Consider the following 18,561-nt stretch of genomic DNA (forward strand, 5'->3'; position numbering starts at 1 on the left):
GGCTTTTCTATTTTCTATGCTAGTTTGTTATGATAATAAATAGCGATCCTCCGTAAAGCTCTCGCCCCGCGCCGTTTCAAAAGCTTGCAACAGCTCTTTTGTGGTCATATTGGCCTTTTGCTCCTGCCCCACATCCAAAATGATTTTACCCTCATGTAACATCAGCAACCGATTCCCTAGTGAAAGTGCTTGCTCCATGTTATGAGTAACCATGAGAGTCGTTAGCTGATCACGTTCAACAATCCGCTTGGTCAGTGCTGTTATGAGGGCAGCTCGCTTCGGATCGAGTGCTGCGGTATGTTCATCTAATAACAGGATTTTTGGCTTAGTAAAGGTTGCCATTAACAAGCTCAGAGCTTGACGTTGTCCACCAGATAACAGACCTACCTTAGCTTGCAGGCGATCTTCCAATCCCTGCTCCAATATGCTCAATTGTTCACTGAATAAGCTTCGTTTTGCCTTCGTAACGCCTAATCGGAACATTCTGCGCTCGCCCCGCGATAACGCGATAGCCAGATTTTCTTCTATGGTCATGTGTGGGGCTGTTCCTGCCATCGGGTCTTGAAATACTCGCCCGATATATTTCGCACGTTGATGCTCGGTTCTACGTGTTACATCCTGCCCATCAATTAGCACTTGTCCCCTGTCTGGCAACAAGGCGCCGCCAATCATATTTAGCAATGTTGATTTACCTGCTCCATTACTACCTATTACTGTTACAAAGTCACCCGGCTTCAAATGTAGGTGAATCTGCTGCAAAGCGATTTTCTCGTTTACTGTTCCACCGTAAAATACCTTACCAACATCTGTTAGCTTTAGCATGACTTGTTCCCTCCTTTACCTATGACGAGAAGATGTTTATTCATCCCACGCAACACATTTGGTAAAGTAAGTGCTATGATCACAAGCAAAGCAGTCATCAGCTTCATATCGCCAGGTGACAGACCAATTCTCAGAGCATAGGCAATAACAAACCGATACAGCAAAGAGCCAATAATAACAGCTAAGGTGGCTCTCATGATGCTTTTATCACCTACAACCACTTCTCCGATAATAACAGAGGCCAGTCCAATAATAATCATTCCGATCCCCATGTTAACATCACCAAATCCTTGGTATTGCGCTATTAATGCTCCAGACAAAGCCACCAACGCGTTAGAAAGGGCTAGTCCCATAATTAATGTTCCATCCGTACTAACACCATAGCTTCGTATCATAGTTGGATTATCTCCAGTAGCGCGTAAATCAAGTCCCAGATCAGAATGTAAAAAGTAATCCAACACCCCTTTTAAGATCAATACTCCCACTAAGAAGAGAAGAGCAACACCTGAAAAAAACGTAATTCCTTGAACGGTAAAGTCTGGAATAGATACATCTTTTGCTAAGGAATAAAGTGTGGTCTCGCGTAGTAAAGGGACATTTGATTTCCCCATAATCCGTAAATTAATCGAGTACAGCGCAATCATCGTTAAAATCCCTGCAAGTAAACCATTAATTTTTCCCTTAGTGGTGAGTACTCCTGTAAAGGCTCCTGCTAACGCTCCTACTCCTGTGGCAACTAATGTAGCTAACACGGGATGTGTTCCTCCCGTAATCAATGTGGCTGACATCGCTCCGCCCAATGCAAAACTTCCATCAACCGTTAAATCAGGAAAGTTAAGAATCCGAAAAGTAAGATAGACACCTAAAGCCATTACAGCAAATAATAATCCTTGTTCTAGAGCTCCCATCATTGCTACACTCATCTGTCATCCTCCTGTGCTCATCTCAGCTATCTATATTCAATCATATAATACGTATAGAAAACGTTGCTTCATCAAAGCTTAGCTCATGTAAATCAGTAGCTAAACATCAAAAAGAGGGCATCTCTGCCCCCATTGTTATTTCACGATTTCTTTCGCTTCTTTACGCAAATCATCTGAAATAGTCAAACCAAACGTTTGAGCAGCTTTCTCGTTAATGACTAATTCGGTATCTTTCCCTATTTCAACCGGTGTATCTGCCACACTCTGACCACTCAGAATCCGCGCGACCATTTCCCCGGTCTGTTTACCCATCTTGTAATAATCAATGCCATACGTAGCCACCGCACCGCGCTTCACAGTATCCATATCGGAAGCAAATACCGGCACCTTAGCCTTCTCCGCTACACTAAGCACGCCTTCAATGGAAGCAACCACTGTATTATCAATGGGAATAAAGATAGCTTCCACTTTGCCAACCAAGGATTGAGCGCCCATTTGCACTTCATTTTGACTGCTGATACCTGCCGGGACCACTTCAATACCCATTTTTTGACCAGCCGCCTGTAAATCCTTAACCTGGACCTCTGCGTTTACTTCTGCTGTGGTATAGATGACACCGATTTTTTTGATGCTAGGAATGAACCTTTGAACGAGCTTCAACTGCGCTTCCATCGATAATTTATCAGAAGTACCTGTTACGTTCTTATCTGGTTTGTCTAAAGAGCTTACTAACCCAGCTGATATAGGATCTGTTACCGTAGTAAATACCACAGGAACATCCTCAATCGCTTTAGCCAAAGCCTGCGCGGACGGAGTAGCAATCGCCACCGCCACATCTTTCTTGTCACTGGCAAACTTCTGGGCAATCGTAATCGAATTATTCAGCTCACCGTTCGCGTTCTGATAATCCACTTCCAGATTCTTACCTTCTTCAAAGCCTCTATCCTTTAATCCATCCTTGATTCCTTGATAAATGGAATCAAGAGCAGGATGCTGTACGAATTGGGATACACCGATTTTGACGTTCTTATCTTGAGCACTTTGTCCAGTTGCTGGGGTTGCTCCCTCCTGCTTTTCAGATGGTGCGGCCCCACATGCAGCTAATGACAATGCTAATCCAATGGACATCATAAACCTTGTTACTTTTCTCATCTTAACTCTCCTCCTCAGCTCTTGTGAAACCTGTTCTGTACTGGTCTAGCCTGCACTGTTTACATGAAACATATCTACTCTTCTCTGACTACTCTCTCAACTGTACTGCCTATGGTTCTTTTGTAATACATTATCTGATTTTTTGCAGGCTGTAAATATAATTTCTGAAATATGCTGAAATTAACAAATGGTTGATTGAAAATGATTACATCGCCCTTGAATATTCTTCATATACGTTTCAAAAAAAGTGGCGAGCCAAGTTCGGCTCGCCCAATTTAGTAGTGTGAAGGGAAGGTTATCATATGAAATCGGATGGGAGAAGCTATATGGTATAGCTAACACTAATTGTGTAGCTCTACACGCCTTTGAATGCGTTGCGATAAACCTCTGCTAGTTCGGTAACTAACGGCATTTTTGGGTTAGCAGTAGTGCACTGGTCTTCGAACGCGAGAACTGCTAAGCGATCTACTTCTTTTTCGAACGCTTCTTCGCTTACGCCATTCGCTTTAATGCTCATTGGAATATCTAAAGATTTACCTAATGTGACTACTGCTTGAATTAGGCTTTCTACGCCCTCTTCTGTTGTTTTAGCAGGCAGTCCCAGCAAGCGAGCGATATCAGCATAACGCTCATGAGCAATGAATTTCTCATATCGTGGGAAGGCTGCGAATTTATTTGGAATCGTTGCATTAAAACGAATCACGTGTGGCATCAAGATCGCATTAGAACGACCATGGGCGATATGGAATTCAGCACCCAACTTGTGCGCCAAGCTGTGATTGATTCCAAGGAAGGCGTTAGCAAATGCCATACCCGCAATGCAAGATGCATTGTGAACCTTTTGACGGGCAACCTCGTCTCCACCGTCTTTATAGGCACGTGGCAAGTATTCAAAGATGAGTTGAATTGCTTTTAGAGCCAGACCATCTGTGAAATCATTTGCCATAACAGACACATAAGCTTCCATCGCGTGAGTCAGGACGTCCATACCAGTATCAGCTGTAATTACTTTTGGCACAGTCATCACGAATTGTGGATCAAGGATCGCTACGTCAGGAGTTAATTCATAGTCAGCGATTGGATATTTCATGTTTTTCTCCCGGTCTGTGATAACGGCAAATGGTGTTACCTCAGAACCAGTACCAGAAGTGGTAGGAATCGCTACGAATTTAGCCATTCGACCTAGTTTCGGGAATTTATAGACACGTTTACGGATATCCAAGAATTTTTGGTATAGGTTTTGGAATTCTTCGTTTGGATATTCGTAGAACAACCACATCGCTTTTGCCGCGTCCATTGCAGAGCCCCCACCTAGTGCAATGATCACGTCAGGTTGGAAATCTACCATTAGTTCCGTACCTTTACGCACAGTTGTTACAGATGGATCCGGTTCTACATCGCTAAACACTTTGCAATGCACATATTCAGGGCGACTGCGTAGATTTTTCAACACTTTATCTACATAACCTAGTTTTACCATAGCTGGGTCTGTTACTATCACAGCGCGAGAGATATCCGGCATGTTTTGCAGATATTGGATAGAATTTTTCTCAAAGTAAATTTTCTCTGGGATCTTAAACCATTGCATGTTCACGCGTCGCTTCGCCACCTTTTTGACGTTGATCATATGCACAGCACTTACGTTGGTAGATACAGAGTTTCGACCATAAGAACCGCAACCAAGCGTTAGAGAAGGAATGAATTCATTGTAGATATCCCCGATCGCCCCTTGAGAAGATGGAGCGTTTACTACGATACGGCACGCTTTCATCCGCATTCCGAATGCTTCCATCAAATCATCGTCTTCTGTATGGATGACCGCTGTATGTCCAAGACCGCCAAATTCAAGCATTTCTTCAGCACGGCGGAATCCTTCATCCGCATTTTTCACTTTGTAACATGCAAGTACAGGACTTAACTTTTCACGGGATAATGGATGATCGGCACCTACCCCTGTCAGTTCTGCTAGTAGAATTTTCGTTTCGGGATCTACGTGTACACCAGCCATTTCAGCAATGACCGCAGCTGGTTTTCCTACGATATCCGCATTTACAGCGCATGTATGTTCATTTATGACCAATTTCTCCACTTTTGCCTTTTCAGCAGGTGTTAAGAAATGGCATTTATTAGAAATCATTAGTTGTTTTACTCGTTCATAGATTGGTTCGTCAATAATAACAGCTTGTTCAGAAGCGCAGATCATACCATTATCAAAGGTTTTGGATAGGATCAAGTCATTTACCGCACGCTCGATTACCGCTGTTCGCTCGATATAGCAAGGTACGTTACCAGGTCCTACACCAAGGGCTGGTTTGCCTGTACTATAAGCCGATTTCACCATGCCAGCTCCACCTGTTGCCAATACCAGAGCTGTACCTGAGTGGTTCATCAATTGTTTGGTTGCTTCTAGTGATGGTTGCTCAATCCACTGGATGCAATGTTTTGGAGCACCTGCTTTTATCGCTGCTTCATATAAGGTACGTGCCGCCTCTGCACTAGACTTCTGTGCAGATGGGTGGAAGGCAAAAATAATTGGATTTCTTGTTTTAATAGATATGATTGCTTTGAACATGGTTGTAGAAGTCGGGTTTGTTACAGGTGTTACTCCTGCCACTACACCAATTGGTTCGGCTATTTGGATGATACCGTTCTGGTCATCTTCATGAATGACGCCCACCGTTTTATCTTTTTTAATACTGTTATAAATATATTCCGTAGAGAAAATGTTTTTGATCATCTTATCTTCAAAAACACCGCGTCCTGTTTCTTCATGAGCTAATTTTGCCAAATATACATGCTTATCTAAACCAGCTAGCGCCATCGCTTTGACAATGATGTCTATTTGCTCTTGATCGTAATTAGCAAATTCTTTTAATGCTTGATTACCATTCTCCACTAAGGTATCAATCATTGTCTTTACTACCTCTTCTTTTGTTTGTTCTTGCACGTTTACTTCGTTGGCCATGGTTTCTTCCTCCTTATTATATAAGAAAGCATTTTATCCATAATTTTTTTGTGAAATATTTCACATTGTAGTTTATAAGGAACTATGGCTGTTTTTTCATGTAAGTCTTGTGCACAGAAGCTATCCCTCATAAACCACTTTAGAGCTGTTCTTTTTCTATCGAGCTCCTTGATACATTCTTATTTTACTCGATAAATGAAAATTAGTATGTGATGTTTGTCACACGAATTTTTATTCTTTTCCATCACTAACCTTTTTACACTTTACACTTATATCCTATCATGTTTCAATAAAAATCTGGTATGCTACATAAAAAGATACTTCTGTATCGTCCAATCTCCAGATGACATGATGAAGGAGTGGCTCTCAATGTCCATTACCATTACACCACAGGCAATTGCTTGGTTCAAAAAAGACTGGGGTTTCAAATCAGGTGATTCCATTCGTTTTTTCGTCCGATACGGAGGAGGCACCAGCCTACATAAAAGCTATTCCATGGGAATTTCAAAAGCAGATCCTAATGAAATTGCACTCACCAGTACGGTTGAAGGCATCACCTTCTTTTTTGAGAAAGATGACATGTGGTTTATTGAAGATAAAAGCATGACCGTTGACTTTAATGAAGGCTTAGAAGAAATTACATTCTCTTTCCAATAGGAAAATATATAGAAAAGCAGGCTCAGTTGAAGGAATTCTCTATTCTTTCTCTGTCACCTGCTTTTTCTATTACACCCACTCGCTAGTGATTTTTTATTGGGCTGTATACCCACCATCAATAGCGGCAGCTGTACCGGTTACTCCTTTTAACCTATCACTTACGAGCATAGAAGCATAATCTGCAATCTCCTCTACAGACAACAATCTCCTTTGAGGTACTAATGGATAAATGACTTCCTCCAGTACTTTTTCTAAAGGTACCTTACGAGTAGCTGCCAAATCCTTCAACTGATTTTGTACCAAAGGCGTATCAACATAACCAGGGCACAGAGCATTTACCGTAATTCCATGTGCCGCTCCTTCTAATGCAGCCACTTTCGTTAGACCAATCACTCCATGTTTTGCACTGTTGTAAGCTGCTTTCCCTGCAAATCCGATCAATCCATTTATGGAGGACATATTTAAAATACGCCCATACCTCTGCTGTTTCATGACAGGGAATGCATGCTTAATCCCTAAAAACGGCCCCACTAGCATGACTTTCAACAACAACTCAAAACGTTCTGTAGGAAATTCTTCGATTGGGGACACATGCTGTAAGCCTGCATTGTTAATTAAAATCTCTAGTCTGCCATACTCTTCGACAACTTTTTGTACGCTTGCTACAACATGCTCCTCTTTTGAAACATCACAGCATAAACCGATGGCCTTATATCCCTGCTGACGAAGCTTCTTAGCGGACTCAGAAATCGCTTCTTCCTTTAGATCAGCGATGGCAATAATCGCACCTTCCTTAGCAAAATGCTGGGCCATTTCATAACCAATGCCACTCGCAGCCCCAGTAATTAACGCTACTCTTTGATCTAATAATCCCATCAGACATTCCTCCTGTGCCTTTTTATCATTGCAAAGAATTTTCATCTCTACCTTTTTCAACGCTCTTTAGAAAATGGAAACCACGAAAGCGAGCAGGAAAACCGTAACCGTTTTCAATATTGTAATGATAAAAATGTCTTTGTAGGATTGACGGTGAGTAAGTCCGGTGATAGCCAACAATGTGATAACAGCACCATTATGCGGTAACGTATCCATGCCCCCAGAAGCCATAGAAGCAATCCGATGTAATAGTTCTGGTGAAATACCAACGGCATTTGCAAGTTCTAAGTACTGTTTCCCCATCACTTCCAAGGCAATTGACAAACCTCCAGAAGCAGAACCAGTCATACCAGATAACACGTTCACGGCTAAGGCCTCTGATACAAGTGGATGATTGCTTGCTCCCAAAATCCAGCCTTGAATGATTTTAAAGCCTGGTAATGTTTTAACAACGTTCCCAAAGCCTACTTCAGAAGCCGTGTTAAAGATGGCAAGTAAAGCACCCATGGCTGCTGTGGTAAGTCCGGCTGCTAGCTTGTTATGTACTGCTTTTACATTGATGGCCAAAGCTGTAATGACCCCTACTAACAATGCAATGACCAAAGCCCATGAAGAAGCTACCGTTTTTACATTCTCAATCTTGAATTTTTCTTTGAGCATAGCCGGATCGTACCAACTATCAACAGCAATGAAGCCTCTGCTTAATAGGAAATTGGTGAGGAGCACAAGCAATAAAGGCAAGATCGCCAAGGCTATATGAGGATATTTTTCTGCTTCTTTTTCTTCTGGTTCATTCTTGTGATTGTCACCATAGCCCTCTCCTGCTATGGCTGCTTGCTTGCGACGTCTTTCCAACCAGAGCATTCCACCTAAAAAAATCAGTAGCGCTCCCGCAATACCAACAAGTGGAGCCGCATAGGCATCTGTCCCAAAATAATTAGTCGGAATGATATTTTGAATCTGTGGTGTACCAGGCAACGCATCCATCGTAAATGTAAACGCTCCTAAAGCTATCGTCCCTGGAATCAAGCGTTTTGGTATGTTAGCCTCCCGAAAAAGAGCCGCTGCAAATGGATATACTGCAAAAGCTACAACGAACAAGGACACGCCACCATAGGTTAGGATTGCGCAAGCTAAAACAATGGATAACATAGCGCGTTTTGATCCTAAGCCTTTAACGATTGTCTGTGCGATAGAACCAGCTGCTCCGCTTAATTCCATCACCTTACCGAAGATCGCCCCCAATAGAAATACAGGAAAGAATGCTTTAATGTAATTAGCCGCATTTGTCATAAAGGTTTCTGTATAGCTTGGCATCAGTGCCAATCCTGATAAGGCTACAGCCAATAGAGTAAAAATCGGGGCAAATACGATAACGGGGTACCCACGATAAGCAAAAAACATCAGAAGACTCAACGACACAAGAATCGCTAAAATCTCTAAAAACATAAATAATTCCCCTCTTTCATGTGACAAAATTGTGTCTACCCTCTATGTAAAGCACGATTTATGCCATTCACTCCACAAGAAGTATTTTTCTACATCATTCCAGCAAATTTGACAGATACTATCAGCATTTTCACCGTGGTTCACTCTCTTATAAGCTGGTTCCATCTGAATACTTATCGTAATAAAAAGTCCAAACTTTCGGAAAACAAATTCGATCCGTAGCCCTCTTTCTACCAACACAGAAGGAATCACCTCTATTTATACCTAGTCTTTCTCCTATACATAATAAGAAAGTCCAAGATTATGGACTCATTCCAAAATCTTGGACTCAATACTTCACTTGTTTCGTTTGCTCACTCAATTGCTTCTCCCACTTCTGATAAAAGCTGGACTTACTAATCCCGAGTAATTTGGCCGCCTCCCGTTTATTTCCACCAGATAGTTGAACGGCCTGTTGCAAAGCTTCTAGTTCGGCCTTTGCCAAACACTCCTTTAAACTAGGAAACCGACTTTGTTTCACCATGCTTCTTGATGTGGATGTTGGTAACAGAATATGTTCAGCCCGAAGCCAATTTCCCTCCATCATATGCATGGCACGCTCCAATACATTACGCAACTCTCTCACGTTCCCTGGCCAGCTATGATAGCGCAGGACATCCCACACCTCTTCATCCATTCCCTTGACCACAATCCCAGTCGACTCAATCAACTGCTCTCTGAGACTCTCTATTAAGTATGGTAAGTCTTCCAGCCTATCCCTAAGCGGCGGTATTGTAACGGTGACAACATGCAATCGATAAAACAAATCCTCACGAAATGTACCTGCTTTCATTAAAGCAATCATATCTTTATTAGTAGAAGCGATTACTCGTACGTCCAGTGATATTGGCCGACTTCCTCCAACTCGCTCTACCTCTTTTTCTTGCAAAATGCGTAAGAGCTTGGCTTGCAGAGCAAGTGGCATGTCCCCAATCTCATCTAAAAGGATGGTACCTCGATCAGCCAGTTCAAACTTACCTTTTTTTCCTTTGCGTAAAGCTCCAGTAAACGCTCCCTCTTCATACCCAAACAGCTCAGATTCCAGTAAATTATCAGGGATAGCCGCACAATTGACACGAATAAAAGGTCCCATCGCCCGTTGACTTGCCGCATGGATAGCATGCGCAAACAGCTCTTTTCCTGTGCCACTCTCTCCTGTAATGAGTACCGTTGTATCGCTTTTGGCTACTTTCATCGCCAGTTCCTTACATTTATTCATCAAATCGCTGGCGCTTACAATCTGCTCAAATCGATAGGTTGCTCCTAATTTCCTATGTAGTTCTCCTTTATAGTAATCTAATTCTTGCTTTAATTGATCCACTGTAGCTGACAGGGCGTGTAGTTGCCTCACATCCTGAAACATGACGGTTCCAAGTACGGCAATCATTCTTTCTTCCCGATATATGGGGACACGGTTCGCTATCATCTCACGTCCATTAATACGCTGAATCTCAGCCAGCTCTGCTTTGCCAGTCTTGGCTACCACATGCATTCGCGTGTTTTCGATAACCCCCGTAACGTGTTTACCGATGGGGTCGACTATCCCGATAAAATTCCGATAATTATGATTCATCATCAGAATAATACCCTCTGGATCGGTCAACACGATACATTCATATGCTTTTTCAAACACCTCTTCTAATAGTTCCAAATAATCTGACGATGCAGCGGAATGAAATGTCATCGTTCATCCCCCTCCTGGATAGTAACAATCGATATTATCACACTTTTCTAACAACAACAAACATAAGTTTAATCTCCCCTGATATCATAAACAGATTATAATACATGGCCCAAAATGTGCAGATTGATCCCTGATACGATCAGAACTAATGGTAATCATAACCACAATTTTCTCTGTTACTCACCTCCACCATGCTCCTAAATATAACAAATGTGCTCTTTCCCCTACATTTTACCTGTCAACACTCTCTCCATTTTCGATCATATTGATCCAGCTTCATCCCTTTAACCACTTGAACTCTTCCTTATTCCTCCTTTTCTCATCAAATTTTAATAGGAATTATTATCTATTTTTACCATCTATCTACGGCTTTTTCAGCTCTTGCAACTTTGTTATTCTGAGTTTGCCGAAACTTCCCAAATCATGAGAAGTGCGGGGGATTACCAATGGTGCTAGGCTTATGCTGATCGCCTGGGGTGAATCGCGCATGATTCTGCGTAGGGTTGTATCCTCAATCCGAATCCGACAACTAACCTCGTAGGTAAAAAAAAGGAGCGATGAGAAATGAAGAAAAAATGGATGTCTAAAACAGTATTTGCATTGGCAGTAGGAATGGCAGTAAGTGGGCTCGCTACTTCTGCGTTGGCTGCTTCTCCAATGGTCATGGTGAAACAGTTGCCGATCCAACAAGGTACTACTAATAACCTTGATCTGAATGCATTGTCTGATCTACTTAATCAGAAGCAAGGAAACGCCAAGGATTGTCTTCCTACCGATGTATTGAATAGCCTTTTGAGCCAAAATAAGGACAAGGGGAATTCTATCTTTGATCAATTGAAAAATAAAGAAGATTGCGATATTAAAGAACCTTCTAGATCAAAAGACAAAAATCGCTGGGCAGACAGGGAAACTTCTAATAAGGATTGCGATGAAGCTTCTGTAGACGAACAGGAAAAACCTTCCATCGAAGAACCAGTAAAAGATAACGATTCAAAAGAGAACGTATCTTCTGAAGCAAGCGCAATGGTAAACGAAGTAGTAGATATCGTAAACCAGGAGCGTTCAAAGGCTGGTCTGAAACCACTTAGCATGGATAACGAACTATCTAAAATGGCAACAGACAAAGCAAAAGACATGGCAAAAAACAATTATTTTGATCATAACAGCCCAACTTACGGATCTCCATTCGACATGATGGAGCAGTATGATATTTCCTTCCGTACAGCTGGTGAAAACATCGCACAAGGACAACGTTCTGCAAAAGAAGTCATGAAAGACTGGATGAACAGCAGCGGACACCGTAAAAACATTATGAATTCTTCCTTCACAACAATCGGAGTAGGATACTATAACGGTTACTGGGTACAAGAATTCATCGGATAAGTAGATCATCTTGTAATAAAGTGGTCGACTATCCCATCCATGTTACATATACATACAGACGAAATTCATCATTTCGTCTGTCTTTTTTTATGCCTTTTACTGCTCCATTGATTTTCCCCAGTTGGACAAGATAATGTAATACTAGGAAACAAAGACAAGCCTGTGTCCAAACCGGAGGAATCAGTTATGAAAAATCGCTTTACGATTGGCAAGATGGCTCGTATGCATCGTATCGCCGAATCAACTCTTCGCTACTACGATGAAAAAGGTATTTTTCAGCCTAAAACAATTGATCAGAAAACACAATACCGTTACTACACAATTGACCAATTCTCCACATTAACCTCTATTAAGTTTTTTCGCCATTTAGGTATACCATTACTAGAGATTAAAAGATTTATGGATGAACGTACACCAGATTTGGCTTTGGACATTCTTGAAAAACAAAGTGAATCGCTCAAACAAAAACAACAAGAAATCGCCTACATGTTAAATCGGTTGGAAAGTAAGATCACAACCATCAAACAAGGCGTAGATAAAGTGGATACTACTGTAGTCTTTAAAGATTTGCCGAAGCGCTATATTCATTCCATGGTCGTGGAAGCAGACCTAACTGATGAAGACTGGGAATATCATTTACATGTATTGCAAAGCGATCTTCAGCTTTTAGAGGTATCGTTATTTGCTGGTGATATTGGTACTTCCGTGTCCAAATCCTCCATTCTAAAAGGAGAATATCAAGATTACAACAGTTTATTCATCATGATTGATGATCTACCGGTTGAGAAGGAGCGCTACCCCAGCATTCCGGCTGGGCTGTATGCATGTACAATGCATTATGGCTCATATGAACAGCTCGGCCAGTCATATGAGCGTCTGCTTTTAGCTATCAGAGAACGCAATTATGAAATCACTGGTAAATCCTATGAGCTTGGCATTGTGGACTTGGCTATCACTAGCGAATCGGACGAATTTGTTACTGAAATCCAAATACCAGTACAATCCTCGGAATACCCTCCAAATAACTAATGCTTTTTGACAACTAGCAAAAAAATTGCTTGCGACCCCTTGAGCTTCAAGTAGCTTGAAGGTTTACAATAAAAGCTATCACAAGGAGGTCGTATTATGACAGACGCAGCAATTAAACTAAGGGAGACCCCCGTGCCTAAGCTATTTATCTCGTATCTCATCCCTTCCGTACTCGGCATGCTACTTATGTCGATTAATATTTTTGTCGATGGGGTATTTGTCAGTCGCGGGGTGGGCCCAGAGGGATTAGCCGGGGTAAACATCTCCGTACCCGCCTTTTCCATCTTCCTCTCTATCTCACTTTGGATCGGAATGGGTGGAGCTACTCTTTACTCTGCTGCCTTGGGAAGAAATGAAGTAACACACGCTCGCCAAATTTTTACGCAATCTTTTACGCTGGCAGTCCTATTAGTTAGTCTGATCATGGTGGTTTGCTTACCCAATATTGAACAAATTGCCTATATTTTTGGGGCTGACAAGGCGATCTTACCTTATGTACTTGATTATTTAAGCGTGTTGTTAACTTTCGGGATGATTTATGTATTAGAAAACATCTTGAGCATTTTTATCCGTAATGACGGAAACCCCAAGCTAGCAATGATGGGCCTAATCGTCACATCGGTTCTTAACATACTATTTAATTATATCTTTATTTTCATGATGGGAATGGGTGTAAAAGGAGCTGCCTACGCTACTGTATTATCGGCTGCTTTTGGTTTTTTGGTTCTACTCACTCACTTTTTTACGAAAGGTAGTACATTGCGTTTTGTGGCTTTCCGTATTCATCTAAAGGAAATCGGACAAATATTAAATATTGGTTTTCCTAGCTTTATTGCGGAGAGCACCATTGCAATCACTACCCTTGCGTATAACCTAGCTTTTATGAAATATCTGGGGACACAGGGTGTCGCAGCGTACGCCATCGTCAATTATATCCATGCGATGCTATTGCTGTTGTTCATGGGGGTAGGAGCGGCTTTGCAACCGATTGCTAGCTTCCATTATGGCGCCAGATTAAGTGAACGACTGCGAACTAGCTTACGATTAACGGTAAAAACGGGCTGGGGCTTCGGAGCCGTCGCTCTACTATTTGGAGTTTTGTTTTCAAACGTATTTATCATGTTGTTTGATATTCAGTCAAAAGAGCTGATTCAAATTACTGTGAACGGGATGAATCTATTTTTCATCAACTATCTTTTCTTAGGATATAATTTGGTCTATGGGGAATATTTCCAAGCCATTCAGAAGATACGTAAATCACTATGGATTATTTTAACTCGTGGTGTCTTGCTGGTCATTCCTTTGCTGTTTATCTTACCTCAATGGTTCGGGGTAAATGGCATTTGGTTGGCAGTCCCTTTAGCAGAAGCCTTGACTGCACTCGGGATTAGTATGCTGAATCGAAAAACTCCACCTGTCCCGCAATTCACAAAACAGGAAACAGAAGTTACTCTATAAAAAATCTAAAAAGGTAGCCTATAAGCGCTACCTTTTTTATATGCATGGCTAAACCCGTTTACTGTGTTGCATCTATTTTTAATTTATGAAGTAAGGCTTCAGCAGCCTCCATCGTAACCTCACCTAATGTTGGATGAGCGTGGATTGTTAATGCAATATCTTCAACTGTCATACTCGCTTCGATTGCTAAACCCATTTCGGCGATCATTTCCGATGCGCCGCTTCCCACGATTTGAGCACCTACTAATAAACCGTCTTCTTTACGCGCAACTAGCTTCACGAACCCTTCTTTTGCATTTAATGCAAGCGCACGACCGTTTGCTGAGAATGGGAATTTCGCTGCTTTTACTTCCATACCTTCTGCTTTTGCTCGCTCTTCAGTGTAACCAACTGTTGCTAATTCAGGATCTGTGAAGCAAACTGCTGGAATCGCTAAGTAATCAACGATCGAGCGCTTACCTGCGATAGCTTCAGCAGCTACCTTCCCTTCGTAAGATGCTTTATGGGCAAGCTGTGGACCAGCAATAATATCACCAATCGCAAAAATGTTCGGGAGGTTGGTACGGCATTGCTGGTCAACTTTTAATAAACCGCGGTCAGCAAACTCGATGCCGATTTCCTCAAGACCCATATCGTCAGTATTTGGCCTGCGACCAACTGTTATTAATACATAGTCAGCTTCAACTTTCTTTTCTTCGCCTCCATTTTCGTAGGTAACGATTACACCGTTTTCAGATTCTTCAACACCTTTAGCAGATGCATCTACTACTACTGCAACGCCTTTCTTCATAAGGCCTTTTTTCACAACTTGAGTCATTTGTTTATCGAAGCCAGATAAAATATCTTTACCTCCTTCGATAATTGTTACTTCAGAACCAAGGGTAGCGTAAGCAGAACCTAATTCTGTACCGATGTAACCGCCACCGATTACAACTAATTTATTTGGAACTTCAGTTAAATTAAGTGCACCTGTAGAGTTAATAACACGTTTTGTAAAATTAAAGGTTGGAATTTCAATGGGGCGTGACCCAGTTGCTAAAATTACATTTTTACATGTATATGTTTGAGTTGAATCATCGTTGATTACGCGTACAGTGTTAGCATCTATGAAATAAGCTTCACCTTTTACGACATCTACATTATTGCTTTTTAATAAGCCTTCAACGCCGCCTACTAATTTCTTTACAACGCCATTTTTATATTCTTGCACTTTTACGAAGTCAACTTTCACAACAGAAGCTAAAATACCCATATCGTCTGAATACTTCGTTTGCTCTAAACGGTGTCCTACAGAAATAAGGGCCTTTGATGGGATGCAACCGACATTAGCACATACACCACCAAGGTTTTCTTTTTCAATAATTACCACTTGTTGCCCTAATTGTGAGGCTTTGATTGCAGCAACATATCCGCCAGGTCCAGAACCAATTACGATTGTTTCAACCTCTATCATATCCTTTTCACACTCCTTTAAAATTGGAAAACAGTAGACCAAAATCGCTTATCCCATAGTCGCTTTCAAATTTAGTGAAAGTAATAATCATACGCATACCACCAAATAAAAGACCGATCGGTCTTTTATTGTTCAATTAAAAACGGCAATAGTGCCGTTATGAACTAAGACTAAATAAATAGGCGATTAATTGTTACTTAATGATTGATAATACCTCTCGATCTTCGTGTAATCTACTTATTACTTACGCACCTTCAACTGTAGATAGTATATAAAGTGCGACTGTTTTTGGTTCGATATGATGAGCTAGTTCGTTTTTTGCAATTCCCTGTTGAATTATTCCGCATAGCCAATGGATTAAATAATCCATTGCCTGTCGTATAGCTATAATTAAGGTGTTACCTTCTAAATAATCCATTTCGATTGCTGCGTTAAAAATTGGGCATGCCTTTTTCTCAAAAGAGAGACCGATCGGTCTTTTTATTTTAGCATAAATTAATAAAATGTAAATCTATTAACTCTACCTTCGATTATTTACCTGTCTCAATTCTACTATTATTGTTCTTCCCCATCTAAAACCTTAGGATAAGGCCTTTTCATAATATCCTTGATCGTTTCTTTTATCCCTGTACCAAGCTTTCTTTCGCTAATGCCAAAGCACCACATACTCCTGCGTTATCTCCCAGTGCTGGTGGGACAATGTAGGTTGACAAATCACCATAGAAATACTGATTTTCACTCACATATCCCTGTAATAGCCCGGTCAGTTGACGGCTCACTAGTGGAAATAATTGTGCTTGCTTCATGACTCCGCCTCCTATGATAAGCTTTTTAGGAGCTAAAATAAGAACATAATTCATCAGAGCTTGGGCTAGATAGTAGGCTTCTAGTTCCCAAACCTCCTCATTTGTTTGCAATTGCGCTCCCTTTTGGTTCCAGCGTTTCTCGATAGCTGGCCCAGATGCCATACCTTCCAAACAATTTCCATGATACGGACATACACCTTTAAATGAATCCGTATGATGTGGTTTTAACAAAATATGACCCATTTCTGGATGAGACATCCCATGTAAAAGCTTCCCTTCTACAATCGCTCCAACACCAATTCCCGTCCCCACTGTCATATAAATGCAACTATCCAATCCTTTAGCGGCACCCCAGGTAGCTTCACCCAATGCGGCGGCATTCACGTCTGTATCAAACGCAATCGGAACCGAAAAATGTTCTTTCATATGGCCAAGAACATCATAATTTTTCCATGCCAGCTTTGGCGTATTCATTACATACCCATAAGTATCACTTTTCATGTTCACATCAATGGGTCCAAAAGAACCAATACCAATTGCATCCAAATTCTTGCCTTGCAAAAAATTAATGACTTGCTCAAGTGTCTCTGTTGGTGTTGTGGTCGGAAAGCTAATTCTCTCAAAAATATCTCCATGTTCATTTCCGATTGCACAAACAAATTTTGTCCCACCTGCTTCAACGGCTCCAAGTCTCATCTTATGTGCCCTCCCTTTGGGATACGAACTGTTTTGTCTAATCGTGTGAGCCACCCTTACCATCTGATGCTACCATTACGGTATCTTCATCATGATTTCCTTCTGCTTGCCCACCATGAGAATCTCCTTGCATATTTAAGAGAACACACCCTGCAATGATCAATAGGATTGCAATTACCTTTTGCATGGATAAGCTATCTTTAAACCAAATAATTCCGATCGTCGCAATCAACGCGGTACCTACCCCTGACCAAATGGCATATACAATACCAACCTCTAACTTTTTTAATGCGAGGCTTAACGAAGAAAAGCAAATAAAATAAAACACAAACATAAGAATTGTTGGCCATACCTTCGTTAATCCATTCGACAGCTTCATCATGGTGGTACCTGCTACCTCTAACAGAATAGCTACACCTAAAAATACCCAACTCATTTCTCGCTCTCCTCTCTCTTTTTCCTTTCACCTTGTCTTTCTCTTACACCTTCCATCATAATGTCGATAATGGCTTCCAACGCCTCGTGTACGGTCATTTGTTGCTGCGTGAGTGGAGATTGATAGGTCATCTGTTGTAAGGAGCCTATAAACATCTGAATAAATACCTTAACATTCACAGGTCGAAATATTCCTTCTGCAATGCCCCCTTCTATAAATCGACCAATATTGTCCCATCCCTCATGCATGTGTGTATTAAAAAGTTCCCACTGTTCAGGATAAAACCTCTTTAAATCTGCCAGAAACCGTAAGTCAAATGTAATAAGCTCACTAGGAATAACGAGAAAGAGCTGTTTTAATTTTTCAATTGGACTAACATGCTGACTCTGTAAGATTTCTGTTTCTTTAATGAAATAGTGTTGCATATCCTGCTGAATAATGTAGGAAAGTAGCTCTTCTTTGGATGTAAAACAGCCGTATAAGGTCTTGGTACTGACGCCTGCTCGGTGGGCAACATTTGACATTGTAAATTTGATTCCATATTGTTTGATCTCTTCCATGGCACATGTAGCAATACGTTCTTGCATCGAAATCACCTCTTTAGAAACAAGGAAAATATTATATTTTTTATATTTTCCTTTACTACTTAGTTTAAAAGAAAAAATGTTTGTTAGCAATACCTTAGGAATTGCCAAGCCTCTGACTCTAACACAGGTTAAGCTATAGTTGCATA

16 protein-coding genes are annotated in these 18,561 nt (G+C 41.2%); 4 read left to right on the forward strand and 12 right to left on the reverse strand.

Annotated elements, in window-relative coordinates; translation table 11 throughout:
* Positions 1-27: 27 nt before the first annotated feature.
* The 4 genes from EEL30_03095 to EEL30_03110 form a co-directional block, all read right to left on the reverse strand.
* Positions 28-822, reverse strand: a complete 795-nt coding sequence (locus tag EEL30_03095) for an ABC transporter ATP-binding protein (GenBank protein ID QDX91451.1) — start codon at positions 820-822, stop codon at positions 28-30.
* A complete protein-coding gene (locus tag EEL30_03100; GenBank protein QDX91452.1) occupies positions 816-1,745 on the reverse strand; it encodes an ABC transporter permease in 930 nt (309 codons plus the stop codon). Before EEL30_03100 ends, EEL30_03095 begins: the two co-directional genes overlap by 7 nt.
* Before the next feature lie 135 nt (positions 1,746-1,880).
* Entirely contained in the window at positions 1,881-2,897 is a 1,017-nt protein-coding gene (locus tag EEL30_03105) for an ABC transporter substrate-binding protein (GenBank protein ID QDX91453.1), read from the reverse strand.
* 355 nt (positions 2,898-3,252) lie between these two features.
* Positions 3,253-5,862, reverse strand: coding sequence for a bifunctional acetaldehyde-CoA/alcohol dehydrogenase (locus tag EEL30_03110; protein QDX91454.1), 2,610 nt, complete (start codon positions 5,860-5,862; stop codon positions 3,253-3,255).
* Positions 5,863-6,231: 369 nt separating this feature from the next.
* Here EEL30_03110 and EEL30_03115 point away from each other — a divergent pair, with 369 nt between their 5' ends.
* On the forward strand, positions 6,232-6,519 hold the full coding sequence (locus EEL30_03115; GenBank protein ID QDX91455.1) for a hypothetical protein: 288 nt from the start codon (positions 6,232-6,234) through the stop codon (positions 6,517-6,519).
* A gap of 93 nt (positions 6,520-6,612) precedes the next feature.
* Here EEL30_03115 and EEL30_03120 read toward each other — a convergent pair whose 3' ends face one another.
* The 4 genes from EEL30_03120 to EEL30_03135 all read right to left on the reverse strand — a co-directional run bounded on the left by EEL30_03120 (position 6,613) and on the right by EEL30_03135 (position 10,567).
* Positions 6,613-7,395: a 3-hydroxybutyrate dehydrogenase gene (locus EEL30_03120; protein ID QDX91456.1), complete on the reverse strand. Its 783-nt coding sequence runs from the start codon at positions 7,393-7,395 to the stop codon at positions 6,613-6,615.
* Positions 7,396-7,461: 66 nt separating this feature from the next.
* Entirely contained in the window at positions 7,462-8,844 is a 1,383-nt protein-coding gene (locus EEL30_03125; protein QDX91457.1) for a GntP family permease, read from the reverse strand.
* Positions 8,845-8,886: 42 nt separating this feature from the next.
* Entirely contained in the window at positions 8,887-9,084 is a 198-nt protein-coding gene (locus tag EEL30_03130) for a hypothetical protein (GenBank protein QDX91458.1), read from the reverse strand.
* An 88-nt stretch (positions 9,085-9,172) separates the two neighbouring features.
* Entirely contained in the window at positions 9,173-10,567 is a 1,395-nt protein-coding gene (locus EEL30_03135; GenBank protein ID QDX91459.1) for an AAA family ATPase, read from the reverse strand.
* A gap of 564 nt (positions 10,568-11,131) precedes the next feature.
* Between EEL30_03135 and EEL30_03140 the strand changes: the two genes are divergently transcribed.
* The 3 genes from EEL30_03140 to EEL30_03150 all read left to right on the forward strand — a co-directional run bounded on the left by EEL30_03140 (position 11,132) and on the right by EEL30_03150 (position 14,437).
* The gene (locus tag EEL30_03140) at positions 11,132-11,950 is read left to right on the forward strand and encodes a serine protease (protein ID QDX91460.1); all 819 of its coding nucleotides are present in this window, start codon (positions 11,132-11,134) and stop codon (positions 11,948-11,950) included.
* 186 nt (positions 11,951-12,136) lie between these two features.
* Entirely contained in the window at positions 12,137-12,979 is an 843-nt protein-coding gene (locus tag EEL30_03145; protein QDX91461.1) for a MerR family transcriptional regulator, read from the forward strand.
* 96 nt (positions 12,980-13,075) lie between these two features.
* Positions 13,076-14,437 carry an MATE family efflux transporter gene (locus EEL30_03150; GenBank protein QDX91462.1) on the forward strand — a complete coding sequence of 454 codons (1,362 nt, stop codon included), beginning with the start codon at positions 13,076-13,078 and terminating at the stop codon, positions 14,435-14,437.
* A gap of 58 nt (positions 14,438-14,495) precedes the next feature.
* Here EEL30_03150 and lpdA read toward each other — a convergent pair whose 3' ends face one another.
* From lpdA to EEL30_03170, 4 genes are all read right to left on the reverse strand, one after another.
* Positions 14,496-15,890 (reverse strand): dihydrolipoyl dehydrogenase, encoded by a 1,395-nt coding sequence (gene lpdA / locus EEL30_03155; protein QDX91463.1) that lies wholly within the window; start codon positions 15,888-15,890, stop codon positions 14,496-14,498.
* A gap of 620 nt (positions 15,891-16,510) precedes the next feature.
* Complete coding sequence (locus EEL30_03160) at positions 16,511-17,392, reverse strand: ROK family protein (GenBank protein ID QDX91464.1); 882 nt, start codon at positions 17,390-17,392, stop codon at positions 16,511-16,513.
* A gap of 37 nt (positions 17,393-17,429) precedes the next feature.
* On the reverse strand, positions 17,430-17,828 hold the full coding sequence (locus EEL30_03165; GenBank protein ID QDX91465.1) for a multidrug efflux SMR transporter: 399 nt from the start codon (positions 17,826-17,828) through the stop codon (positions 17,430-17,432).
* Entirely contained in the window at positions 17,825-18,415 is a 591-nt protein-coding gene (locus EEL30_03170; protein ID QDX95655.1) for a TetR/AcrR family transcriptional regulator, read from the reverse strand. Before EEL30_03170 ends, EEL30_03165 begins: the two co-directional genes overlap by 4 nt.
* Between the last annotated feature and the right edge of the window lie 146 nt (positions 18,416-18,561).

Source organism: Brevibacillus laterosporus (assembly GCA_007833815.1).
Lineage (GTDB): Bacteria > Bacillota > Bacilli > Brevibacillales > Brevibacillaceae > Brevibacillus_B > Brevibacillus_B laterosporus_D.

What these genes read in the sequence shown, in the direction of transcription:
- EEL30_03095 (QDX91451.1), bottom strand. Translation starts at nt 822, where the DNA reads ATGCTAAAGCTAACAGATGTTGGTAAGGTATTTTACGGTGGAACAGTA.
- EEL30_03100 (QDX91452.1), bottom strand. Translation starts at nt 1,745, where the DNA reads ATGAGTGTAGCAATGATGGGAGCTCTAGAACAAGGATTATTATTTGCT.
- EEL30_03105 (QDX91453.1), bottom strand. Translation starts at nt 2,897, where the DNA reads ATGAGAAAAGTAACAAGGTTTATGATGTCCATTGGATTAGCATTGTCA.
- EEL30_03110 (QDX91454.1), bottom strand. Translation starts at nt 5,862, where the DNA reads ATGGCCAACGAAGTAAACGTGCAAGAACAAACAAAAGAAGAGGTAGTA.
- EEL30_03115 (QDX91455.1), top strand. Translation starts at nt 6,232, where the DNA reads ATGTCCATTACCATTACACCACAGGCAATTGCTTGGTTCAAAAAAGAC.
- EEL30_03120 (QDX91456.1), bottom strand. Translation starts at nt 7,395, where the DNA reads ATGGGATTATTAGATCAAAGAGTAGCGTTAATTACTGGGGCTGCGAGT.
- EEL30_03125 (QDX91457.1), bottom strand. Translation starts at nt 8,844, where the DNA reads ATGTTTTTAGAGATTTTAGCGATTCTTGTGTCGTTGAGTCTTCTGATG.
- EEL30_03135 (QDX91459.1), bottom strand. Translation starts at nt 10,567, where the DNA reads ATGACATTTCATTCCGCTGCATCGTCAGATTATTTGGAACTATTAGAA.
- EEL30_03140 (QDX91460.1), top strand. Translation starts at nt 11,132, where the DNA reads ATGAAGAAAAAATGGATGTCTAAAACAGTATTTGCATTGGCAGTAGGA.
- EEL30_03145 (QDX91461.1), top strand. Translation starts at nt 12,137, where the DNA reads ATGAAAAATCGCTTTACGATTGGCAAGATGGCTCGTATGCATCGTATC.
- EEL30_03150 (QDX91462.1), top strand. Translation starts at nt 13,076, where the DNA reads ATGACAGACGCAGCAATTAAACTAAGGGAGACCCCCGTGCCTAAGCTA.
- lpdA (QDX91463.1), bottom strand. Translation starts at nt 15,890, where the DNA reads ATGATAGAGGTTGAAACAATCGTAATTGGTTCTGGACCTGGCGGATAT.
- EEL30_03160 (QDX91464.1), bottom strand. Translation starts at nt 17,392, where the DNA reads ATGAGACTTGGAGCCGTTGAAGCAGGTGGGACAAAATTTGTTTGTGCA.
- EEL30_03165 (QDX91465.1), bottom strand. Translation starts at nt 17,828, where the DNA reads ATGAGTTGGGTATTTTTAGGTGTAGCTATTCTGTTAGAGGTAGCAGGT.
- EEL30_03170 (QDX95655.1), bottom strand. Translation starts at nt 18,415, where the DNA reads ATGCAAGAACGTATTGCTACATGTGCCATGGAAGAGATCAAACAATAT.